Origin of the sequence: Paenibacillus sp. HGF5, from assembly GCF_000204455.1 — a bacterium.
In the GTDB taxonomy this organism is placed as follows: Bacteria; Bacillota; Bacilli; order Paenibacillales; family Paenibacillaceae; genus Paenibacillus_AQ; species Paenibacillus_AQ lautus_A.
This window is the reverse complement of the sequence record NZ_AEXS01000175.1, coordinates 36,801-53,653: the sequence shown is the minus strand read 5'-3', so window position 1 is coordinate 53,653 and position 16,853 is coordinate 36,801. Positions and strand designations below refer to the sequence as shown.

Sequence of the window (16,853 nt, the reverse complement as noted above, 5' to 3'; positions counted from 1 at the left end):
TGCAAATCAATGAAGGCCATTGCGCTGGGACAATACGAGGGAGCGAAATATCATCCGTTTACGCAGATTGACCGCGAGCTGCAAGCCATTTTCGAACCTGCGATGGACGTGGAATGCACGGATGATTACGCCGTACTGCAAAAGGATAAGCTGGAAGGATATGATCTGTTCATATCGTACGCAGAGTTTTCGGATGAGGAGATACCTGAAGAGCAGGTACAAGCGCTCATATCCTATGTGCGCAACGGCGGGGGGCTGTTAGTTATCCACAACGGCATCTCGCTGCAGCGGAGCACGCAGCTGGAAAAGTTAATCGGCGGTCGATTTACAGGACATCCGGCATATACGTCGTTGTCCGTTCGATATCAATCGGGGAGCCATCCGATCGTGGAGAGCTTAACCGATTTTGCGATCGATGAAGAACCCTATCGGTTCGAATTGAGTCCGCATGAAACAACGGTCGTCTTTGCGGAATACGAGCATGACGGGCAGCGATGGCCTGCGGCGTGGGCACATCCATACGGCTCCGGCCGGGTGGTATATCTGATGCCAGGTCATCATTTGCCGTCTTTTCGGACAGAATCCGTTCGTCATCTGATTCGGGAGAGCGGGCTGTGGGCTGCCCGGAAGTGCGTAGACTAGAAAATCGGCACGCATCATAGGCATTCCATCACCGCCATCGAAGGTGGTGATTTTTAATTTGCGCGGAATAGTTCCTGCTGCAAAACGCATTCGTTCCGTCCGGATCTGTATTTCCGGAAAATTCTAAAAAGAGGGTTGACAGCAGCATGTCCCTTCTTGTACTCTGTGAATGTAATCGTTTACGTAATCGATTACATACTGGATCAGGATGATATTTTGAGGTGAACGATGATTGGCAAAAGCAACGATTAAACAAGTAGCAGCGGCAGCAGAAGTATCTACGGCAACCGTTTCAAGAGTGCTTAACAACAGCGATTACGTAAGTGATGAAATTAAAGAGCGGGTGATGGCGGCCGTGAACCGGTTGAATTATCGCCCGAGCGCCATCGCCCGAAGCCTGAAACAGGACCGCACGTACATGATCGGCGTGATCGTGCCCGATATATCAAATCCCTATTTCATGGGAATATCCCGAGGCATTGAGGATATTGTAGGCAAAGAAGGCTTTCAGTTAATATTTTGCAGCTCGGACGAGAACCCGGAGAAGGAGAGACGATTGCTAAAGCTTCTGCAGGAAAAGCGCGTGGATGCCGTCGTATTGGCAACGTCGGGCGGGAACGATCCGGCGATCAAGCAGATTGCGGATTCCAACATGCCGATCGTGCTCGTGGACAGGAAGCTGGACTCGCCGGAAACAGGATCGATGCTGGATCTGGTAGCCGAAGACAATACCGAGGGGGCCTCGCGTCTAACCCGGAAGCTGCTGGAGGAAGGACATACAGCTATCGGCGTAGTTAACGGGCCAACGAGATCAAGCACGGGGAGGGAACGTCTTGAAGGCGTCCGGAACGCAATGAAGGCATTTGGGCTGAACGAGGGCCCCATGGTGTATAACGGAGATTTTTCCACGGAGGACGGAATCCGAGCAGTTCAGCAATTTCTGATCGCGGAACGCAGGCCAACCGCCATCATTTCCCTGAATAACCGCATGAGCCTGGGCGTCCTGCTCGAGATTGTGCGCAGCGGCCTGAAGATTCCTGCCGACATGGCAGTAGCTTCTTTTGGCGAGGTGGAAGCCGGGCCTTTACTCAAGGAATCGGGGCTCTACTACATGGAGCAGCATCCCTACGATATGGGAATCAAGGCCGGAGAAATCCTTCTAAGCCGAATACGGGAAGAAGCCCGGCAGGATCCACCGGCTTATGAAATATACAGCAATGAAGTCAAACAGCTGAACTGATCGATCGAATGGACCAAGCTCCGGAACTTTTTGACGGACTGGAGCCGGATCCAACGGTTACAGGGCATGCGCAGCTCATGGCCCTTTATACATAGGAGGCAGACGACATGAAACAGTTATATGCCATCGGGGTTGATTTCGGTACGGAATCGGGCAGGGCCCTGCTCGTCGATATCTCGACAGGTCAAGAAATTGCAACGTATGTGACGCCGTATACGCACGGGGTTATGGACGAGGTGCTGGTTCACTCTGGCTTGAAGCTGGAACGGGATTGGGCGCTGCAGCATCCGGGGGACTACATGGAGGTTCTTGCGCAATCCATCCCCCGCGTGTTGTCGGAGGCTGAGGTTTCGCCTGAACAAATAATCGGCATTGGCATCGATTTTACGGCATGCACGATGATGCCGCTGGATGCAGGCGGCACCCCGCTCTGTTTGACGGAAGAATGGAGGGACCATCCGCACAGCTGGGTAAAGCTGTGGAAGCATCACGCAGCGCAGGATGAAGCGAATCGGATCAACGAAGCCGCGGCTTCGCGGGGGGAGAAATTTCTTGCGCGTTATGGAGGAAAGCTGTCCTCCGAGTGGATGCTTGCGAAGTCTTTGCAGATTCTGAATGAAGCTCCCGAGCTGTATGAACAGGCGGTATTGTTCATGGAAGCTGCCGATTGGGTGGTCATGCAATTGACAGGCCAGCTCGCGCGGAGCAGCTGCACCGCTGGTTACAAAGCCAATTGGCATAAACGGGAAGGTTATCCGTCCAAGGCGTTCCTGCATTCGCTTGATCCAAGGTTCGGAAATCTCGTCGAGACCAAGCTGAGAGGTCCCATCAAGCCCCTGGGTTCGAAAGCAGGCGGATTAACCGAAAGTATGGCGGCGATGACGGGGCTTCTGCCGGGAACCGCGGTAGCCGTAGCCAATATCGATGCCCATGCCATGGTACCGGCCGTCAGCGTCGTAACCCCGGGGAAGCTGGTGCTCGCCATGGGAACCTCCACTTGTCACTTGATATTAAGCGACAAGGAAGTGACGGGCGAAGGCATCTGCGGCGTCGTCGAGGATGGGATCATTCCGGGCTATTACGGGTATGAGGCAGGACAATCGGCCGTAGGCGATATATTCGCCTGGTATGTGGATGAAGCTGTTCCGGAATACGTTCGCCGCAAGGCTGCCGATGAGCGGCTTGGCATTCATGAGTGGCTGGAGAAGGAAGCGGCCCAATATGCTCCTGGCCAGAGCGGATTGCTCGCACTGGACTGGTGGAACGGAAACCGTTCCGTGCTGATGGATGCCGATCTCAGCGGCGTCATGCTTGGCTTGACCTTGCAGACCAAGCCGGCGGAAATATATCGTGCGCTGCTGGAAGCCACGGCCTTTGGAACGCGTGCGATTATCGACGCGTTTACCGATAGCGGCGTAGAAGTCCAAGAGCTTTATGCTTGCGGCGGATTGCCGCAGCGAAACCGGCTGTTGATGCAGATTTATGCCGATGTAACCGGTAAAGAAATCAAGGTTGCGGACACCGTCCAGACGGCCGCTTTCGGCGCTGCCATGTTCGGTGCGGTGGCGGCAGGCAAAGAGCAGGGAGGATATGACAACATTGTGGAGGCTTCAAAAGCGATGGCCCGCGTCCGGGAAGAAACATTCAAGCCCATCGAAGCGCATGTACGGGTGTATGACCAGTTATACAAAGAGTATAAAGAGCTTCATGATTATTTGGGTAGAGGCGAGAATGGAGTCATGAAGCGTTTGAAGTCATTAAGAAGCAGCTTATGACCTTAATGAACGATCGGCTTCCCCTCTGGTGTGTCCTTTCTTAAACAAAAAGGGTTGCGGTACGGATACGATATCACGAATTGAAGGAGCGATGACTTATGACGAACTTTAACGGACTCAATATGCACCTCGGAAATTTATCCCGGCTGTCCAATGCGCAGACGAGATCCATCAGCGCGGAGAATTTCACCGGCGAGAAAGGAAAAGGGGGCATGGCGACGGACGGCACGGGTGCAGCGGCTTCCAGGGATTTGGGCGCGGGCTGGAAAGTGTCTCCTTCCGTGGAGATTATGCCGGGAGAAACCTTTACCATGGGTGACATTCAAGGCCCAGGTGCCATTCAACATATTTGGCTGACCTGTCATCCGTCGCTGTGGCGCAATCTGATTATCCGCATGTATTGGGACGAAGAGCAGGACCCTTCGGTTGAGGTTCCAGTGGGTGATTTGTTCTGTAACGGGTGGGGTGAACGAAGCGATGTCAATTCGATTCCGGTTGCCGTCAATCCGGCCGGCGGCATGAACAGTTACTGGCAGATGCCTTTTCGCAAGCAAGCCCGATTGACGATGGAGAATCGCGCGCCGGAAAAGGCGGTCCTTTACTACCAAATCGACTATACCCTGACGGACATCCCCGAAGACGAGGCTTATTTTCATGCACAGTGGCGGAGAACGAATCCCGTTCCTTATAAGGACGTTTACACGATCCTGGATGGCGTGAAGGGACAGGGGCACTATGTAGGGACTTACCTTGCCTGGCAGGTGAACAACAGCGGCTGGTGGGGCGAAGGGGAGATCAAGTTTTATATGGATGGGGACCAGGATTACCCGACCATCTGCGGCACGGGAACGGAGGATTATTTCGGCGGAGCGTGGAACTGGGAACAGCCGATCGGTACGTATCGAACCTACTCGACGCCTTATCTGGGGATGCACCAAGTGCTGAAGCCGGACGGATTATATCGCAGCCAGCAGCGCTTCGGCATGTATCGATGGCATGTCATGGATCCGATCCGCTTCCAAAGCGATCTTCGCGTCACGATCCAGGATCTCGGCTGGAGGTCCGGAGGCAGATACCTGCCGCAGCAGAGCGATATTGCATCGACGGCGTACTGGTATCAGGCCGAGCCGCATGCGCCTTTCCCAGAGCTCCCCGATAATGACGATCGGGAAGTTATATAGAGACGGTGTTATTGCTCAACGAATCATGATCGTAACTAGTGCGTCGAACCCGATCGCCAAAATGCAGGTCACATTCGCTCCCTATCGCTCGCATGCATCATATCTCGAATTACTGCCGTCTGATGAACAATCGTATACATTAAGGGATTATAAGTTTTATGATAAGGATGGCGTGCTCCTCGAAGAATGACATGCTCTAACTAACGTAGTTCTTCGTTTATAGCTTCTCGGCTCAAACAACCTAAAGTCCCCAACCTTCACGCTTGCGTGATCGGGTTGGGGACTTTGTTGTGTGCCCAGGATTTTATAGGCCGCAATGAGTGCGGGAATATTATTTGAAGTAATTATTATTACTCTTAGAAGTAAATAATTGTTGACATATAGAGTAATTTAAAATACTTTATAAAGTAACAGAGTAAGGGGATTAAGATAAATGGGCACTCTGATCATTTGTGTGAAGGGAGAGAAACGGGTGTCAAAGATCCATAGTCTTCAACCGGATATTCACACGCTTCACGGATTTTTTAGCAAGGAGCTGGAACCGGCCTTATATATTCAGTCCGGGGATACCGTGGTGTATCGAACCTTGGATGCGGGATGGGGACTTGCAAAGCGCTCTGCTCCGGGAGCGCCGAGAACAAAGTTTACGGAGCGTGCGCCGGAGCGGGTGGAGAAGCAGTTCGGGCATGCCTTATTGGGTCCCGTGCATATCCAAGGGGCTACACCGGGGCTTACCTTGGAGATTCAGATCAACGAGGTCGTTCCCGGGCTGTGGGGTTGGACCTCTGCCGGAGGGTTTCCAAGCTATTGGAACGAGAAGCTGGACATGACCGATACCCAGGAAATGACATTGGACTTTGAATTGGATGCCAAAACAATGACTGGCAGGAGTCAATTCGAAAATTTCAAGTATAGCGTCGGACTGAAGCCATTCATGGGGATTATGGGCATGCCGCCGGAGGAAGAAGGTCAGCATACGACTTTTGTGCCGCGCCCTCATGGAGGAAATCTCGATTGCAAAGAATTAACCGCCGGGAGCACCTTGTATCTGCCGATTCCGGTAGATGGCGGGCTGTTCTCAACAGGGGATGGACATGCGGCGCAAGGCGACGGCGAAGTTAGCGGTCCCGCTTTGGAATGCCCCATGGAGAAGGTGAGCCTAACCTTTCATGTCCGTGACGACATGCCCATCAAGATGCCCAGAGCAAAGACGAGCACCGGTTGGCTTACGATGGGATTTCACGAGGACCTGGACGAAGCGATGTGGATGGCCTTGAGCGGAATGCTGGATCTCATGACAGAGCTTTACTCCATTTCGAGAACGGAGGCGTACGCATACGCCACCTTGACGGTGGATCTGAGAGTAACCCAGATCGTGAATATCCTGAAGGGCGTGCATGCATTTTTGCCTTTTGGCGCGTTGAGGTGAAAGAATGCATCAAGTGTTGGCCCAGCGACTGAAATGGGAGATATCCCGATGATTAAACTTCATAAATAAATGTCAATTTTATAGGAGGGCTCATGCATGCAGTTATACGAAACGATGGTCAATAACCATGGGGTACATATTCACGTGACGGAGGTACATCGGGAACTTAGGAATGAACAAAGCTCACTGGTTATCATCCCGGGCCTTTCCGAGTCGGCCGAGGATTATATCGACATTATGGAAAAGATGGTAACGCTGTCGCCCAGGCATATCGTTGTCATTACGCTCCGAGGCCGTGGCCAAAGTGATTCTCCTGCTTCGGGATACACGCTTAAGGATCATATCAGCGATCTGGATGCGGCCATTCGCCATCTTGAACTGGAACAGTTCGTACTCATGGGGTACTCACGAGGGGTAGCTTATCAATTAGGTTATGCCATTCGGAACCCGAAACGCATTGAAGGTCTGATCATCGGAGATTATCCGGCGATACATACCCAGCTGCCAGCGGGATGGATGGATTTCTTTGCAACGCTTCCACCTTGGAGAGGGAAGAAGCTATTTGACCGGATGAAACCATCGGCCCTGCATGCCCTGCAGAAGGATTCCGCGAAGGTAGAATTTTGGAACGACCTGTCACGATTCACATGCCCTGTTCTCATTATACGTGGCGTAAAACCGCATCCCGGGTTATCATTAGAAGCAGTGGAACAATATAAGCTATCGCTGCCTCAGGCACGAATCGTGGAATTCGAGCAGCATGATCATAATATTTTCGAACCGGATGCGGATGAGTTTGTTCGCACTGCAGACTCTTTTCTGAGAGAGGTTAAGAAGAAATCAATAAACTATCACAAAAAGGGTGTACGGACTTGGACAATCTGAAGCTGAATGTATCACTTTTACGACAAAGGGTTCCGAACCTGACCAGCGCGGCCAAATCCGTCGGATTGCGGCCCGCCACGGTTTCCAATCTATGTACGGGAAAAATACCCGTAGGCCGGGCGGAGGTTCGCACCATAGCCGCGCTGGCAGCCTTGGCGAAATGCAGTCTTGACGAACTGATCCTGCGCGGGGAAAGCGTGGAGATGATCGAAACGGGCATTAAGCCTCTTGATCTATTCGCTCCTCTGGCAAGAGGCGGTACCGTCGGGCTGGTAGCTCGTCCCGGTATGGGGCAGCTGGTGCTGCTCGGGGAGTTGTTTCATCACTTCAAGCAGGAAGGGTATATGACGATTCTGCTGAAGCCGGAAGGGGACTATCCGGAGCTGCAGGATATGCTGAATGACGTAGAGCGGGTTGCTTCTTCAATAGAAGAAATCTATTCTATCGTTGCGCATGCGAATACCGATAAAGAAATTGTGTTTGCCGCGGACCGGGAGCATGTCTTAACCGGCAAAATCTATGATCTTCAGGAACGTTTTCAACAGGAAGGCATGCAGCAGATCACGACTTTTCTTGTGGACCTTAAAGGCGCGGTTGTTGATGAAGACATGCCATACGGACCGCTGGAGACGCTGTGGTATTTCGATGCCGATCTGGCGGCAAGACATCTGTATCCTGCCGTGAACCCGTTATATTCCACCTCTTCCGTATTAGAAGGCGTTCATCTGGATCAGGCTCACTTAGCAATCCAACAGCGGGCTCAGAAGCTGCTTCGCCGCTATCGGGAGCTGCGTTCGCTGGTTCAAGTACGAGGATTGGAGGCCATTCCGTCATCCGAAATGGAGGTTTATGAGCGTGGAGAACGGCTCGAAGCTTATCTAACGCAGCCTTTTTACGTTGCCGAAGCTTATACCGGGCTGCCAGGCGAGCGGGTCCCCTTGCAAGATACGCTGCATGACGTGCAAGCCATATTGAACGGCAGCATGGATCATCGTTCGGTGGAGAGCTTATCGTGGATCGGGACAATAAAATAAGAACTTAGTTAATCAAAGCTGGATTCTCATAGTTTGTTCATCGGGAATATCGGCTTTTTTACATGATTTTGCATAATTTAATCCGTACGTCCCATAGCTGATACGCAAAGGTCAGTATATAATATGTGCTAGTTTGTACCGTACAGTTGGCAAAGAAGTTGTATTGAACTACTGAAACTCGGCTGATTCCGTACGGACACGAGACTATACATAAGGGAGAAATGGACATGAAAAGAAAAGGTTGGCTTATCGCATTTGCAGCGGCATTATTGTTAACGCTTATCGTAGTACCGGTTCAGCAGTCCTTTAGCGCAGAGGGCAATCCGACGGCAACGGCCATTACGCAGAGTGGCCTGAACAATCAGTTCCACTTGGATCACGTCGTGAAGATTTACGTGCCTTCCACCGTGAAGGGGGATATTCCCATCACGGATGCGGCTCATCAGAAGTTTGTCGATCAAGCGTTGACGAAGCTGTCCGGCTGGTTTGGCGGGGCAACGGCAATACCGGGCGAAGGGGCTTGGGTGGATAACAACAAAACCTTGATCAAGGAAAAAGTAACCATCGTGTATGCTTTTGCCGAGAAACTCGACAAGGATTCGCTCAATCAAGTGGTGGACTATGCGAAGAAGCTCAAGGAGGATCTTGCGCAATCTGCCATTTCGCTTGAGGTTGACGGTAAACTGTATTTCATTGAATAACGGATTCTCGGATCCATGATGTGTTCATAGGGGAGGTCTCCCAGCTGTCTTTTGCATGGCAGAAGAGGGAGACCTCCTCTTTATTTTGTGTGGACTTGTTAGTAGAGAAACCTCCACAGATAAAAAGTGGCGTAGGATTCCCAGTCCGCCCATCCTGCGGACAGCGCCAGAATCTCCTTCTTCGTCGGTTTCGCCTCCAGACCCAGCAGATGTTTGATGGCATTATGCAGTCCCACGTCATCGATGGGAAAAGCCGCCGGCATTCGCAAACAGCGCATCAGCACATAATTGGCCGTCCACGGGCCGATGCCGCGGATGCCGACCAGTTGTTTCTCCGCTTTCTTTAAGCTGCCAGCTTCCAGCAGCAGTTCTTTCGTTAATTTTCCATCCGTCATAAGCCCAGCTACTCCGAGGAGATACTCGCATTTTTTCACGGTCATCCGAAGTCCGCCCAGGTCTTCAACACGCAGCGGCGCGATGTCCTCAGACCTTGGAAACATCCAGTAAACCTCGCCTTCACACTCGATGCGTCTGCCGAAGGCCTCGACGAAACGCCTTTTTAACGTATACGCGTAAGCCAGGTTAATCTGCTGCCCCAGAATGCCCCAGCATAAAGCCTCGAACAGATCCGGAATGCCCATGTTGCGAAGCCCGTAAAAGGACTGGACGGCTTGACTGAGCATGGGATCTGTCTCGGCCATCGAATAGAACGGCACGAGATCGGTGTTTAGATCAAACCAGTCCCGGACATAAATGGCTACGTCCGCCCGCTTGCTTGGTTCGGTTGGGGTGGTATTCCCCAAAAATCGAACAAGGATCGCTTGCTCTTGCTTCTCGGCACTGACTTCGATCACGGCGACGTCATCTTCAAGCGGGATCGCCCGATAGATGCTGTCGTTCCGAATCGTAAAGAGACATTCATTCGGCGATCTTTGCAAATAATTGAGGTTCTCCGTAAAGCTGAATTCCTTCGGCACGAATAGCTTTAGCGTATGGATATGATCCTCCCAGCTGTCCTTGGGAAGCTGTTGTTGTTGGTCCATGGTATACGGCTTGTCGCCGGGATTGTGGTCGGATTCATGCATGGTCATCGTTTCCTTTCGTTCCTGATCTACTCTATACTAGTTGTACCATAAACGCGGACCACATAATTTTGTTATCTTGCTCTTCTATTCCAAAAAGCGTACAACCGGATCTTCCTGTGGTTATAATGTTAGCGGAGGTGAGGAAACGTGGCAAACCGGATACAACCGACCGAAGCCCAGTGGAAAGCCATTATCGACAATGACAAGGACAGCGACGGCAAGTTTTTCTACGCGGTGCAGACGACGAAAATCTTCTGCAGGCCATCCTGCAAATCCAGGCCCCCGAAATTTGAAAACGTGCGCGTGTTTCAATCGGCGGATGAAGCGAGGGCCGAGCGCTTCCGGCCATGCAAAAGGTGCAAGCCGACCGGCGAGCGCCTGCCGGACCACGAATGGATCGAACTCGTTACCGAGTATATCGATGCACATTATACGGGTCATTTGACACTGGATGTCTTGGCGGATGTGAGCCACGGCAGTCCGTACCATCTGCACCGGATTTTTAAGCGGGTCAAAGGGCTGACTCCGATGGAATACATTCAGGATTACCGGATCGGCAAGGCCAAAGAGCTTCTTGCGAATACCAGCCTGGCTATTTCGGATGTCGGCCATCAAGTGGGCATCGAGAACACGGCTTATTTTATCACCCTGTTTAAGAAGAAGACGGGGATGACCCCCCTAAGTTATCGAGGGCAATATATGAACAATACGAGTGCGGAGGTGCACGATCATGAAATCTAATCATTTGTATATTAGCTGGACACGATTGCGGCATGAAGACTGGAACGTATATATCGCGACCACGCCGCTAGGTTTATGCTACATCGGATCACCGGATAAACCGTTCAAGGAGCTGGAGGAATGGGTGCAAGCGAAATTTCCTCGCTGTGAACTCGTCCAAAATGATGCAGGCATGCAGCAATATGCCGCCGAGCTCGCGGAATATTTTCAGGGGAAACGGGAACGGTTTGAGTTCGCTATGGATTACAAGGGTACCGATTTCCAGATGGCGGTATGGAATGCACTATGCCAGATCCCGTATGGGCAAACCTTCACGTATTCGGACATTGCGCATCAGATCGGCAAGCCGGCGGCTGTGCGTGCTGTTGGTGCGGCCATCGGGGCGAACCCGCTGCTTATCACCGTACCTTGTCATCGGGTGATCGGCAAAAGCGGCGCCTTGACGGGGTATCGCGGGGGACTTGAAATGAAGACAAGATTGCTGCAATTGGAGCGAATGAACGTCTCCGTGAGGGAGACGAAGGAGTATGCCTAATCCTTTGGAGCAGCGTATAAAGAATCTGGATTGGCCTGCCGTACAGGCAGCTTTGGATGAACAGGGATATGCGGTCATTCCCAAGCTGCTCTTGCCCGAGGAATGCACAGAGATCATAGGCACGTATACAGAAGAGCAGCGTTTTCGCAGCACGATCCAAATGGCCAGGCACCGGTTTGGACTGGGGGAGTACAAATATTATCGTGCGCCGCTTCCCGAAACGCTGCAGCAGCTCCGGGAAGGCTTGTACCCCGAACTTGCGCTGACGGCGAACCGCTGGTTGAACCGACTAGGGCATGAAGAGAAGTATCCGGCAAGTCTGGATGAGTTTCTGGGGATGTGCCATGCCCAAGGTCAGGAGCGGTCAACGCCGCTGATTTTGAAATATGAAGAAGGCGGATATAATTGCCTGCATCAGGACTTGTACGGTGATGAGTTCTTTCCGTTCCAAGCGGTCTTTGTGCTGAATGAGAAGGAAGTCGATTACACGGGCGGGGAGTTTCTGCTGGTGGAGCAGCGGCCGCGGGCACAGAGCCGGGGACATGCGATCGCCTTGGATCAGGGAGCAGGACTGATCTTTCCGACCAACCATCGTCCGGTGCAGGGAACACGGGGATATTACCGGACTACGCTCCGGCATGGCGTCAGCACGGTCACGTCGGGGAGAAGATACAGCCTGGGGATTATTTTTCATGACGCTAAGTAAAGGAGTTGGGTGCGCATTGCCTCATTCACTCTTTCGTTACGAGAGGAGGGAAGTCGTATAATAGAAGAAAGTATAGGAATGAGGTGTTCCAGGTGAAACATGAAGTGCTTTATAAAACGCCGAAGTCCCCTGCTCAATAAAGGAACCGGCTTCCTGAATGGATACAGCCATACCTTGAATCCGTATACAGGCTGTACCTTCGCTTGCTCCTACTGCTACGTCCGGCAAATGCCGGTTTCGATATTCCGAAATCAGGAATGGGGGAGTTGGGTTGACGTTAAGCTCGAATCTGCCGCCATTCTGCGTAAAGAACTGAAGCGTGCCAAGTCCAAGGGGCCCGTCACGATCTTCATGTCATCCAGTACCGATCCCTATCAGCCGATTGAGGCCAAGGAAGAAGTGACCCGTGCCTTGCTGGAGGCCATGGTTAGCGAGCCGCCGGATTTCCTGCTGGTGCAGACGCGCAGTCCGTTGGTCCGACGGGATATCGATTTGCTGCAGCAGTTAGGAGCACGCGTGCGGGTAAGCATGACGATCGAAACCGACCGTGAGGATATTCGCAAGCATTTTACGCCTTCCGCTCCGCCGATCCAGGCCAGAATGAAAACCCTTGAGCTGCTGAGAGACGCAGGAATACCAACGCAAGCAGCGATTGCTCCCGTCCTTCCAAGCACGGAGGCATTTCCTCAGATCCTCAGACCGCTCGTCAATCGCGTGTGCATCGACGATTATTTCATGGGGGACGGCAGCGGAGGCAAACGTACGAAACGGCTGCCCGTTCAGGCGTTGTACGAGAAGCTTGGTCTGGAAGAATGGTATGATCCCGCCGCCTATCAGGTGGTCTACGATCGATTCAGCAGGGCGTTTCCGGAAGAGCAGCTATTTGTCAGTCAGAAGGGTTTTGAACCTTAAACGTTAGATACTCGTCTAGCAGTTGAGCGCTTGCTGTTTGGATGTTAAATGAAAGAGTTTGATGGCGAGGACCGGGAGGTAGCTTCCGGTCTTTTTATCATGCCCGGCAGTAGATGATTATGGTATGATAGGCGAAAATAACCAGTCAAACGTAGAGGAGCGAATGAACAATGAAGTTGGATTTGACGAATCAGATTGCATTAGTCACCGGTGCTGCGGGCCAATTGGGCCGGGTCATGGTCCGAACCTTGGCGGAATGCGGCGCCGATGTGGTTATCCATTATCGGGGAAGCCTAGCCAAGGCGGAAGAGCTTCAGCGCGAGGTGGAGTCGATGGGCAGACGCGCGTACACGGTGCAAGCCGACGTGACGGATCAAGCATCCGTGAATGCCATGCGGGATTCGGTGCTTGAACACTTTGGCATGCTGCCTCATATCATCGTTGCGAATGCCGTGGAATCCTATCAATGGACGTCTGTCTTGGAGCAGGCTCCGGAAGATTACGAGAGCCAGTTTCAATCCTGCGTCATGCAAAGCGTCTACCTGGCAAAAGCCTTCGTGCCGGCCATGATCGAGCGAAAGAGCGGCCGCTTCATCGGGATCAACACCGAGTGTTCGATCCAGAACTTCCCGAGCCAATCCGCCTACGTAGCAGGCAAGCGCGGCATGGACGGCGTATACCGCGTACTCGCCAAAGAAATCGGCGAGCATGGGATCACCGTCAATCAAGTCGCACCCGGCTGGACGATCAGCGACCGCGATCGGGAGAACGGTACCGAGCATAGCGCCTCCTACGAAGCCTCCGTGCCCCTGAAACGCCGCGGAACGGACCAGGAGATTGCCAATGCCGTGGCATTCCTGGCTTCGGATTTGTCGTCATTTATCACAGGAGCTTATATTCCGGTATGTGGCGGCAATGTGATGGTGGGGATTTAGCGGTCCGAGACATGGATTGTAAGTGGGAAACGTCCACGAACTTCGGATTCGCATTGCGATTAAGGGAAGGCGAAGTTCGTGGAGGTGTTATGCGGACAGTCCCTCGTAAACAGGAATACATAGATCTCACGAATTCAGTAAGATATAAGGAGACGAGACGATGACGGCAAAACCACAACTGGTATTGGATTTAGCTGGCGTATTGGTGAGTAATTTTTCATCTGCTTTTTGGCTTACATTAGCGGAGGGCTCCGAAATCTCGTTTCAAGATATCAGGGTACAATTTGATGAGGTTCGAAAAGACTTATGGACAGGAAAGATGAAGGAAGATGAGTTTTGGGGATGGATGAGCCTGCGAATGAAGCAGATCAACAAAGAGGAAGCCAGGGAGTTAATAACTCAATCGTTGCAACCGCTTCCTGGATTAAATCACTTGGCGCAATGGAGCGAAATCGCGGATATCCATGTACTAAGCAATCATTGCAAGGAATGGCTGGAGCCGATAATAGAAAAAGTAGAACCTTATGCTAGGAGCATTACCATTTCGAATCAAGTAGGTTTAAGGAAACCTGACCTACAAATTTATAAACATGTTATGAAACAATTCGAACGTTCCGAACTGATGGTTGTTTATGTTGATGATCAGGAAAAGAACCTGAAACCGGCTATCGACCTTGGATGGAAAACCTTGCTGGCCGATCAAGAGCATAAATGGATACAACAAGTGGGACCTATGTTGGTGACCAACGTCTTGTAAGACGGGCGAGAACCACAGGGAAAAATGATATTGGAAATGTAGTCAATGAAAAGTGAGGAATTCTAAATGTTTGGACGAGGGAAACAACAACGTCTTACGATTTTTGATGAGTAGCACTCTTCATGAAAGCAATCCAGAAATTTGAACGAAGCATCAAGCATGCAGGGAGGACGCCATGTAAATGATCATATTAATCAGCGGAAACAGCTGCACGGGAAAGACATATATGGCTCAACAATTACTTGAAAAGTATCACATGCCTTATCTGTCCATCGATCATTTGAAAATGGGCTTGTACAGAGCTGACATGAACTGCGGTTTCACGCCGACGGATTCAACCGAGCATATCGGTGAACAATTATGGCCGATAATCCAAGGGATCATCATGACAAACATCGAAAACAAGCAAAATTTAATCATCGAAGGCTGTTACATACTGCCTCATCATCTGCAAGATTTTGAGCCGCCCTATTCGCAACACATCATTTCCGTGTTCTTAGGATTCTCCACCACGTACATCCGGCAGAATTTCCAAACCAATATCGTTCAACACCGCAATGCTATCGAAACGAGAATGAATCCTGAAGAGAGAACTGTTGCCGAGTATATTCATGAGCATGATGTGTTCCGTGAAAAGTGCGTGGCATCGAATGTCCCTTATTTTGAAATTCGAGAGAACTATGAAGAGGAAATCGCTAATGTATATGCCTACATAGATCGTGAGAAGAAGATGCTCGATTATGAACAGCGATAATTAAAGTTTGGAACAAACCATAACATAGGTTGACGAAGAAAGGACAGTCGCCATGGATTTACATCTATATCATTATTATGATGCGGCAACAGGGCCCTTTCAAAATCTATCCGCGTTGTCCATCGAAAAGGCGATGCAGGTACAGAGGAGGCTCAAACAAAATAAAAATGGGTTTGCGAGTCAACGTGCGGATGATTATATGACCATCCGTCGCGATCTGGAAGCACGCGCGAGAGCTCTATTCACGGCCAAAGGCGGTAAACCAACAAAAGAATATCCGCATTATATGACGCTTGGGCCTTGCGAATGGATTAAGGAATGGTATCCGAATGGAAAAGAAATCAGGATTCTGCTGGATGAAATGGATCCCGAAACGTTGAGTTTTACTTATGGCGACTTATTTCCTACCATGCGGTATCTAGACGACAAGCCTTATAGAGGAACGGTATATGTAAAAAACGAGATCCTTCAACTTGTAGACGAGTTTGGCTGGCCGCAAGATTGGAACAAAGATGGCCGTCATGGACCCGAGCGGTATATTGAAGTGCAGGTTTGGGACGATCGGGCACTCGGTCCTTTTATGAAATCCTAGATTGGATGAAATGATAAAAGAGGCGATGGAATCGTGCTAATTTCACAAATGCAACCGGAAGCATTAACGAGAGAACAGATCACAAGGTTGGTGTTCGGCACAGTAGAGGAAGTGGATGACGGTAGGCAGACCGGAGACTGTATCTTTGTGTTTGGTGGAAGAAACTTAGACCGGGTGTGGAAAGCGGTCGAGTTATACAACATCGGTCGTGCTCCTTACATATTATTCACGGGTGGTGACCGATTCGGCGAGTGGGAGCAAACCGAGGCGGCCATGATGCGTGATGAAGCGATGCGAATGGGGATTCCGGCGGAAGCCATCCTCATGGAAACGATGTCCAACCATACAAAGGAAAACATCATGGCTTCCCTCATCGTCCTCGACCGAGCATTGGGCTTGGAACGAATCCAGCGCATCTTGCTGGTCAGCGCACCTGGTCATATGCGCAGATGCCAATTGATGCTTAAGACCTTTATGCCGCCGTGGTATGAGTATGTGTGGTGCCCGGACGATCGTTCACATGGGAGGCGGGACAATTGGTGGATCGATCCAGAGGAAGAGAAGCGGGTGCTAGGTGAACTGAAGAAAGTGATCGGCGGGGTTAAGGACCGATATTTTGTTGATGCGGATATTGATATTTGAGAAAATGAATCTTAAGGAGTCGGTAGTCTAACGTGATGGCAGAGAAGCCAAATGGTCGCGCGATACGCTTTCCAGTCTCCAACGGAGCAGTCGGAATCATGGTGGAGAAGCGAAGCGGTCCCCTTTGTCCCCGGATTTCCACCATATAATAGGATCATAAGAAATCTGGGGGCAACAGGGATCGGAAGCATGATCCGCATGCGTAGTGCTGCATTCCTTAGACAAGAAATACAGCGACCGTTTACCCCGCAATATCTGAGGGAGAACGGTCATTTTTTGATGCAGACAGTGGAACAGCAATGCGCCC

Annotated in this window: 17 protein-coding genes and 1 pseudogene; 17 read left to right on the top strand and 1 reads right to left on the bottom strand. The window is 51.1% G+C overall.

Annotated features, from left to right (window positions below; genetic code table 11):
• Positions 1-9 precede the first annotated feature (9 nt).
• The 8 genes from HMPREF9412_RS29785 (at position 10) to HMPREF9412_RS29750 (ending at position 8,887) form a co-directional block, all read left to right on the top strand.
• Entirely contained in the window at positions 10-642 is a 633-nt protein-coding gene (locus tag HMPREF9412_RS29785) for a ThuA domain-containing protein (RefSeq protein WP_009595592.1), read from the top strand.
• 232 nt (positions 643-874) lie between these two features.
• Positions 875-1,882 carry a LacI family DNA-binding transcriptional regulator gene (locus tag HMPREF9412_RS29780; protein ID WP_009595642.1) on the top strand — a complete coding sequence of 336 codons (1,008 nt, stop codon included), beginning with the start codon at positions 875-877 and terminating at the stop codon, positions 1,880-1,882.
• A gap of 107 nt (positions 1,883-1,989) precedes the next feature.
• Complete coding sequence (locus HMPREF9412_RS29775) at positions 1,990-3,657, top strand: ribulokinase (protein WP_009595620.1); 1,668 nt, start codon at positions 1,990-1,992, stop codon at positions 3,655-3,657.
• A 98-nt stretch (positions 3,658-3,755) separates the two neighbouring features.
• Positions 3,756-4,838, top strand: coding sequence for a glycoside hydrolase family 172 protein (locus HMPREF9412_RS29770; RefSeq protein WP_009595587.1), 1,083 nt, complete (start codon positions 3,756-3,758; stop codon positions 4,836-4,838).
• A gap of 433 nt (positions 4,839-5,271) precedes the next feature.
• Positions 5,272-6,267 (top strand): acetamidase/formamidase family protein, encoded by a 996-nt coding sequence (locus HMPREF9412_RS29765; RefSeq protein ID WP_009595624.1) that lies wholly within the window; start codon positions 5,272-5,274, stop codon positions 6,265-6,267.
• Between the two features lie 96 nt (positions 6,268-6,363).
• A complete protein-coding gene (locus tag HMPREF9412_RS29760) occupies positions 6,364-7,152 on the top strand; it encodes an alpha/beta fold hydrolase (RefSeq protein WP_009595585.1) in 789 nt (262 codons plus the stop codon).
• Complete coding sequence (locus HMPREF9412_RS29755; RefSeq protein WP_009595613.1) at positions 7,140-8,186, top strand: ATP synthase beta subunit C-terminal domain-containing protein; 1,047 nt, start codon at positions 7,140-7,142, stop codon at positions 8,184-8,186. Before HMPREF9412_RS29760 ends, HMPREF9412_RS29755 begins: the two co-directional genes overlap by 13 nt.
• Before the next feature lie 227 nt (positions 8,187-8,413).
• Positions 8,414-8,887: a DUF3574 domain-containing protein gene (locus tag HMPREF9412_RS29750; RefSeq protein WP_009595596.1), complete on the top strand. Its 474-nt coding sequence runs from the start codon at positions 8,414-8,416 to the stop codon at positions 8,885-8,887.
• A gap of 98 nt (positions 8,888-8,985) precedes the next feature.
• Here HMPREF9412_RS29750 and HMPREF9412_RS29745 read toward each other — a convergent pair whose 3' ends face one another.
• Positions 8,986-9,972, bottom strand: a complete 987-nt coding sequence (locus tag HMPREF9412_RS29745) for a DNA-3-methyladenine glycosylase family protein (RefSeq protein ID WP_009595575.1) — start codon at positions 9,970-9,972, stop codon at positions 8,986-8,988.
• A 147-nt stretch (positions 9,973-10,119) separates the two neighbouring features.
• Here HMPREF9412_RS29745 and HMPREF9412_RS29740 point away from each other — a divergent pair, with 147 nt between their 5' ends.
• From HMPREF9412_RS29740 to HMPREF9412_RS29700, 9 genes and pseudogenes are all read left to right on the top strand, one after another.
• Positions 10,120-10,713: a bifunctional transcriptional activator/DNA repair enzyme AdaA gene (locus HMPREF9412_RS29740; RefSeq protein ID WP_009595610.1), complete on the top strand. Its 594-nt coding sequence runs from the start codon at positions 10,120-10,122 to the stop codon at positions 10,711-10,713.
• On the top strand, positions 10,703-11,248 hold the full coding sequence (locus tag HMPREF9412_RS29735) for a methylated-DNA--[protein]-cysteine S-methyltransferase (protein ID WP_009595591.1): 546 nt from the start codon (positions 10,703-10,705) through the stop codon (positions 11,246-11,248). The genes HMPREF9412_RS29740 and HMPREF9412_RS29735 overlap by 11 nt, the downstream gene beginning before the upstream one ends.
• Positions 11,241-11,954, top strand: a complete 714-nt coding sequence (locus HMPREF9412_RS29730; RefSeq protein ID WP_036674070.1) for a 2OG-Fe(II) oxygenase — start codon at positions 11,241-11,243, stop codon at positions 11,952-11,954. The genes HMPREF9412_RS29735 and HMPREF9412_RS29730 overlap by 8 nt, the downstream gene beginning before the upstream one ends.
• 92 nt (positions 11,955-12,046) lie before the next feature.
• Positions 12,047-12,866, top strand: a pseudogene (locus HMPREF9412_RS29725) (SPL family radical SAM protein).
• Between the two features lie 170 nt (positions 12,867-13,036).
• Positions 13,037-13,801 (top strand): SDR family NAD(P)-dependent oxidoreductase, encoded by a 765-nt coding sequence (locus tag HMPREF9412_RS29720; protein ID WP_009595609.1) that lies wholly within the window; start codon positions 13,037-13,039, stop codon positions 13,799-13,801.
• Positions 13,802-13,961: 160 nt separating this feature from the next.
• Complete coding sequence (locus HMPREF9412_RS29715) at positions 13,962-14,558, top strand: HAD-IA family hydrolase (protein WP_009595622.1); 597 nt, start codon at positions 13,962-13,964, stop codon at positions 14,556-14,558.
• A 181-nt stretch (positions 14,559-14,739) separates the two neighbouring features.
• Positions 14,740-15,312 carry an AAA family ATPase gene (locus HMPREF9412_RS29710; protein WP_009595626.1) on the top strand — a complete coding sequence of 191 codons (573 nt, stop codon included), beginning with the start codon at positions 14,740-14,742 and terminating at the stop codon, positions 15,310-15,312.
• 52 nt (positions 15,313-15,364) lie between these two features.
• A complete protein-coding gene (locus HMPREF9412_RS29705) occupies positions 15,365-15,904 on the top strand; it encodes a hypothetical protein (protein ID WP_009595602.1) in 540 nt (179 codons plus the stop codon).
• A gap of 33 nt (positions 15,905-15,937) precedes the next feature.
• Entirely contained in the window at positions 15,938-16,546 is a 609-nt protein-coding gene (locus HMPREF9412_RS29700; RefSeq protein ID WP_009595600.1) for a YdcF family protein, read from the top strand.
• Positions 16,547-16,853 lie beyond the last annotated feature (307 nt).

What these genes read in the sequence shown, in the direction of transcription:
- HMPREF9412_RS29745 (WP_009595575.1), bottom strand. Translation starts at nt 9,972, where the DNA reads ATGCATGAATCCGACCACAATCCCGGCGACAAGCCGTATACCATGGAC.
- HMPREF9412_RS29785 (WP_009595592.1), top strand. Translation starts at nt 10, where the DNA reads ATGAAGGCCATTGCGCTGGGACAATACGAGGGAGCGAAATATCATCCG.
- HMPREF9412_RS29715 (WP_009595622.1), top strand. Translation starts at nt 13,962, where the DNA reads ATGACGGCAAAACCACAACTGGTATTGGATTTAGCTGGCGTATTGGTG.
- HMPREF9412_RS29735 (WP_009595591.1), top strand. Translation starts at nt 10,703, where the DNA reads ATGAAATCTAATCATTTGTATATTAGCTGGACACGATTGCGGCATGAA.
- HMPREF9412_RS29750 (WP_009595596.1), top strand. Translation starts at nt 8,414, where the DNA reads ATGAAAAGAAAAGGTTGGCTTATCGCATTTGCAGCGGCATTATTGTTA.
- HMPREF9412_RS29760 (WP_009595585.1), top strand. Translation starts at nt 6,364, where the DNA reads ATGCAGTTATACGAAACGATGGTCAATAACCATGGGGTACATATTCAC.
- HMPREF9412_RS29770 (WP_009595587.1), top strand. Translation starts at nt 3,756, where the DNA reads ATGACGAACTTTAACGGACTCAATATGCACCTCGGAAATTTATCCCGG.
- HMPREF9412_RS29710 (WP_009595626.1), top strand. Translation starts at nt 14,740, where the DNA reads ATGATCATATTAATCAGCGGAAACAGCTGCACGGGAAAGACATATATG.
- HMPREF9412_RS29705 (WP_009595602.1), top strand. Translation starts at nt 15,365, where the DNA reads ATGGATTTACATCTATATCATTATTATGATGCGGCAACAGGGCCCTTT.
- HMPREF9412_RS29720 (WP_009595609.1), top strand. Translation starts at nt 13,037, where the DNA reads ATGAAGTTGGATTTGACGAATCAGATTGCATTAGTCACCGGTGCTGCG.
- HMPREF9412_RS29765 (WP_009595624.1), top strand. Translation starts at nt 5,272, where the DNA reads ATGGGCACTCTGATCATTTGTGTGAAGGGAGAGAAACGGGTGTCAAAG.
- HMPREF9412_RS29730 (WP_036674070.1), top strand. Translation starts at nt 11,241, where the DNA reads ATGCCTAATCCTTTGGAGCAGCGTATAAAGAATCTGGATTGGCCTGCC.
- HMPREF9412_RS29775 (WP_009595620.1), top strand. Translation starts at nt 1,990, where the DNA reads ATGAAACAGTTATATGCCATCGGGGTTGATTTCGGTACGGAATCGGGC.